Origin of the sequence: Nocardia carnea, assembly GCF_029868855.1 — a bacterium.
Classification (GTDB): Bacteria; Actinomycetota; Actinomycetes; order Mycobacteriales; family Mycobacteriaceae; genus Nocardia; species Nocardia carnea_A.
In genome coordinates this window covers 1-3,935 of record NZ_JARWOV010000299.1, presented here as the reverse complement: position 1 = coordinate 3,935, position 3,935 = coordinate 1, and the positions used below count along the sequence as shown (strand labels likewise).

At 70.7% G+C, this 3,935-nt stretch carries 3 protein-coding genes; 2 read left to right on the top strand and 1 reads right to left on the bottom strand.

What is annotated here, in order from left to right; genetic code table 11:
* Nucleotides 1-139: 139 nt before the first annotated feature.
* Nucleotides 140-949: a TetR/AcrR family transcriptional regulator gene (locus tag QH195_RS30990; protein WP_280437981.1), complete on the bottom strand. Its 810-nt coding sequence runs from the start codon at nt 947-949 to the stop codon at nt 140-142.
* 362 nt (nt 950-1,311) lie between these two features.
* On the opposite strand from QH195_RS30990, the gene QH195_RS30985 reads away from it, so the two are divergent.
* Both QH195_RS30985 and QH195_RS30980 read left to right on the top strand, forming a co-directional pair.
* Complete coding sequence (locus tag QH195_RS30985) at nt 1,312-3,063, top strand: DEAD/DEAH box helicase (RefSeq protein ID WP_280437980.1); 1,752 nt, start codon at nt 1,312-1,314, stop codon at nt 3,061-3,063.
* Nucleotides 3,063-3,614, top strand: coding sequence for a hypothetical protein (locus tag QH195_RS30980; protein WP_280425781.1), 552 nt, complete (start codon nt 3,063-3,065; stop codon nt 3,612-3,614). The genes QH195_RS30985 and QH195_RS30980 overlap by 1 nt, the downstream gene beginning before the upstream one ends.
* Nucleotides 3,615-3,935: the final 321 nt, after the last annotated feature.

Below are 3,935 nucleotides of genomic sequence, written 5' to 3'. Positions count from 1 at the left end.
CCCCCCCCCCCCCCCCCCCCCCCCCCCCCCCCCCCCCCCCCCCCCCCCCCCCCCCCCCCCCCCCCCCCCCCCCCCCCCCCCCCCCCCCCCCCCCCCCCCCCCCCCCCCCCCCCCCCCCCCCCCCCCCCCCCCCCACGACTCATCCGCGCAGGATCGCGTCGATCAACCGTGCGAGCCCGTATTCGAAATCGCCGTCCGGATCGCCCGGCGCCTGATACAGCTCGCCGACCGCGGCCCCCACCCGAGCCGACAGCGGGTATTCGGCGGCGGGCATGACCTCGGTCAGCAGGGGCCCGTAGGTCTCCCACCAGTCGGCGTCGGATTGCTCGCGGGCACTGCGTGCCGCGGCGAGCGCAGTGCGGGCGTTACCGGTCGCGAACTGGGTGAGCACCGATATCACCCGGTCCATCCCGGGATCGTCGATACCGATTCCGTCCACGGCCGCCAGCTGTTGCTCGTAGCGGCGCAGCCGGCCCGGCCCCAGCACCATCCGCCACGACGGCACCTCGAACAGCCATGGATGCGCCAGGAATTCGTCGCGGACCTGCCGGGCGACAGCGGCCAGCCGGTCGCGGACCGGCAGGCCGGTGGGTAACGGCGCGTCGGCAGCGGCCACCGCATCGACCATCAGCACCGTGAGCGCGTCCTTGCTGGGCACGTAGGTGTACAGGCTCATCGGTCGTAGCCCCAGTTCGGCGGCGACGGCACGAATGGACACCTTCTCGTAGCCCTCTCGGTCGGCCAGACCGATCGCGGCGGTGACGACATCGTCGACACTCACGGTCTGCCGGGGGCCGCGACCGCCCTTACGCGGCGGTAGTCGGTGCCGCCACAGCAGTTCCAGCAGTGTCCGCGCCGGGTCGGCAGACCGGCTCGCGCCACCTTCCCGGTGCTCGGCCGCGGCTACTGCGCGGTCACGTTTCGCTGTGCTCGGTACGGGCTTGCTCATGCGGTGTCCATCGGATGTGCGCAAGACGCTCCGTGGCGATACTTCGCTACTGCCTCCGGGCCTGGCTTCCTCATACCGGGGCACCGCCGGACCGGCATTGCGGCGAACCGCCCCGGATCGCAATACGGCGGGCCTGTCCGTGCACCGGCGCCGGGCGACTGCACCGGGCGCTGCTCCCGGCGGTCGACCGGGGCGGGTAGCTGTCCATGGATCTTCCTTTCTCGGTCGGGCACCGGCCCGAAGCGACGCCGCGGAACAAATCCGGTACCGTACGCGTTTCGAATATTACTCCGTACGCAATACGATAATATTGGGGGTGCACCCTGCCGACCGTCGAAACCACTTATCTGCCCGACCGGCACATGTTCGCACTGTGGACGTGGACCGGTCGCGATATCGGCCCGCCGCCACCAGGACTCGGTGAAGCCGCGACCCTTTCGCTGGTCGTTCCCGGAGGAACCACCGCGCAACTCCGCGCGGGCAGCGTTCACCTCGAGGTCACGCCGGTCCACTGTGCCCTGGTGGAACCCGATCGATTCCCCGCGCTCGAGGTCGACCGGCCCGGAAACTCCACGCGCGCCTGGCAATCGAACCTGGCCGGTACCGTAGCGCGGCTGCCTGTGGCAGCACACGCGGTACCGAATGCCCAGGGCACCGCCATCCTGGACGGTGACCACGCCCTCTCGGTCCTGCGGGATACCGCCGCTACGGCCGCCCGGATGCAGACCGGTTTGCAGGCCGGCCTGCGTCCCTACCAGGTGCGCGGAATCGCCTGGCTGCGGGAAACCGTCGCGCGCCACGGCGGCGCGATCCTCGCCGACGAGATGGGTCTGGGAAAAACGCTGCAGACCATCGGTTTGCTCGTCGACCGCGCGGAGCAGGGGGCTCAACTGGTGGTGTGCCCGACCTCCCTGGTCGGGAACTGGGTGCACGAGATCAACCGCTTCGCCCCGGATCTACGGCCCGCTCCCTGGCGGGGCGGGCCGGTGGAGGCCGCACCCGGAACCGTCGTCGTCACCGGCTATCCCGTGTTACGCAGACACGGGAACGGGTTGACCGGCACCGGGTGGGCGACGATCGCCTACGACGAAGCCCAAGCGCTGAAGAACCCGCGGACCCAGGTGGCGAAGGCGGCGCGCGCGCTGTCCGCCGGTGCGGTCGTCGCCCTCACCGGAACGCCTGTCGAAAACCACCTCGACGAGCTGTGGGCGCTTCTGCATCTCGTCGCACCGGGTATCTTCGGGCACCGCACCCAGTTCCGGCGGCGATTCGTCAAACCCATCGAGCAGGGTTCGTCCGGCGCCGCCGCGCGGCTGCGGGATGCGGTGGAACCCGTGCTGTTGTCGCGCCGCAAGGATCAGGTCGCCGCATCGCTGCCCGCCAAGATCCACTCGGATCTGCTGTGCGATCTCACCCCGGAACAGGAGCAGCTGTACGACAGCCTGCTCGACCGCGCCCTGGACGAGGGTTTCGGAACCGGTGCCGGGCGGCAGACCCGGATCCTGGCGGCACTCACCTCGTTGAAGCAGGTGTGCAACCACCCCGGGCTGGTCACCGGCGAGACGACCGAGCTCACCGGACGTTCCGGCAAGCTCGACCTGTGCACCGATATCGTCGCCAACAATCTCGACAACGCCGCGCCGACACTGATCTTCACCCAGTACCGCGGCACCGGTGAGCTGCTGGTCCGGCATCTGCGCGAGCAGTTCGCGATCAGCGCGCCCTTCTTCCACGGTGGGCTCGCGCAGACCGAACGCGCTGCCATCGTCGACGAATTCCAGTCCCCGGAGGGCCCGCCGGTACTGGTGCTGAGTCTGCGGGCGGCCGGTACCGGGCTCACTCTCACCCGGGCGGCCGATGTGATCCATTTCGACCGTTGGTGGAATCCCGCGGTCGAATCCCAGGCCTCCGACCGGGTACACCGTATCGGCCAGACCCGCACCGTAACGATCACGACCCTCACCTCGGCGACCACTGTGGAGGAACACATCGCGGATATGCAGCGGCGGAAATCCGCCCTGACCGATTTCGGCGCCGGGACCGGTATCGCCGAACTGGCCCGGCTGGACGACGACCGGCTGGTGGAAGTCCTGCGGCGAAAGCGAGGAAACTGATGGCGGACAACGAATTCGGTTACACCCGCTGGGGGATGGACTGGGTGCGCCTGGCCGAACCGTTGCGCCAGACCCGCCCGGACCCCATGCTGCCCCGCGCTCGCAGTATCGCCCGCAACAACGGCGTTCGCACCGAGGCAGAGGGCCGGATCGTCCGGGCGCATATCCACCGCGGCGGACAAGCATCGATCACCCACATCGAGCTCACGCCGCTCCCCCGGCCCGTCATCACGGCGCTGGCCCCGATCGTGGGCACCGCACCGACGGTGCCGACAGACGAAATGTACGCCGCAGCAGCCGGTGCGGGTCTGCCGGTGGCTCCGGTGCCCGCGGCGATCGACTGCTCCTGTACCGCCCGCACTACCCGGTGTGTGCACGTTCTGGCGACCTTCTACGAGCTGGCACGCCAGGTGGACGAGAACCCTCGATTCGGTCTGGACCTGCAGGGCTACGGCCACGATCCGGGGGCGGACGATTCCGCGCCACCCGCCGAGGCCCCGCGCTGGAGACCGCTCAACGCCGTTGATCCCGCAACGTACTTCGAGGTTTGAGCAACGTGCTCGACATCGTGTAAATCACCGGGTGCCTCGTTCGGCGGGCATCGTCGCCCGCCGGCCCGATCCGGGAAGCGCGCGTCGGCTCACCGGTCCCTCCGTCCGGTCGCCACATTTTCCGGTAGCGACGGCGCGGGCCTGCCGGTGGGCGCCCGGCCCGCCGCTCGGGGCCACGAAGCACGAAGCATCGTCACGTCGGCGGCCGTCCGGCGGCGAAGCCGCACTTCGCATTCGGGCCTGGGGGGGGGGGGGGGCCCCCCCGGCCCCCCCCCCGCGGGGGGCGCGGAGGGGGGGGGGGGGGGGGGGGGGGGGGGGGGG

What these genes read in the sequence shown, in the direction of transcription:
- QH195_RS30985 (WP_280437980.1), top strand. Translation starts at nt 1,312, where the DNA reads ATGTTCGCACTGTGGACGTGGACCGGTCGCGATATCGGCCCGCCGCCA.
- QH195_RS30980 (WP_280425781.1), top strand. Translation starts at nt 3,063, where the DNA reads ATGGCGGACAACGAATTCGGTTACACCCGCTGGGGGATGGACTGGGTG.
- QH195_RS30990 (WP_280437981.1), bottom strand. Translation starts at nt 949, where the DNA reads ATGAGCAAGCCCGTACCGAGCACAGCGAAACGTGACCGCGCAGTAGCC.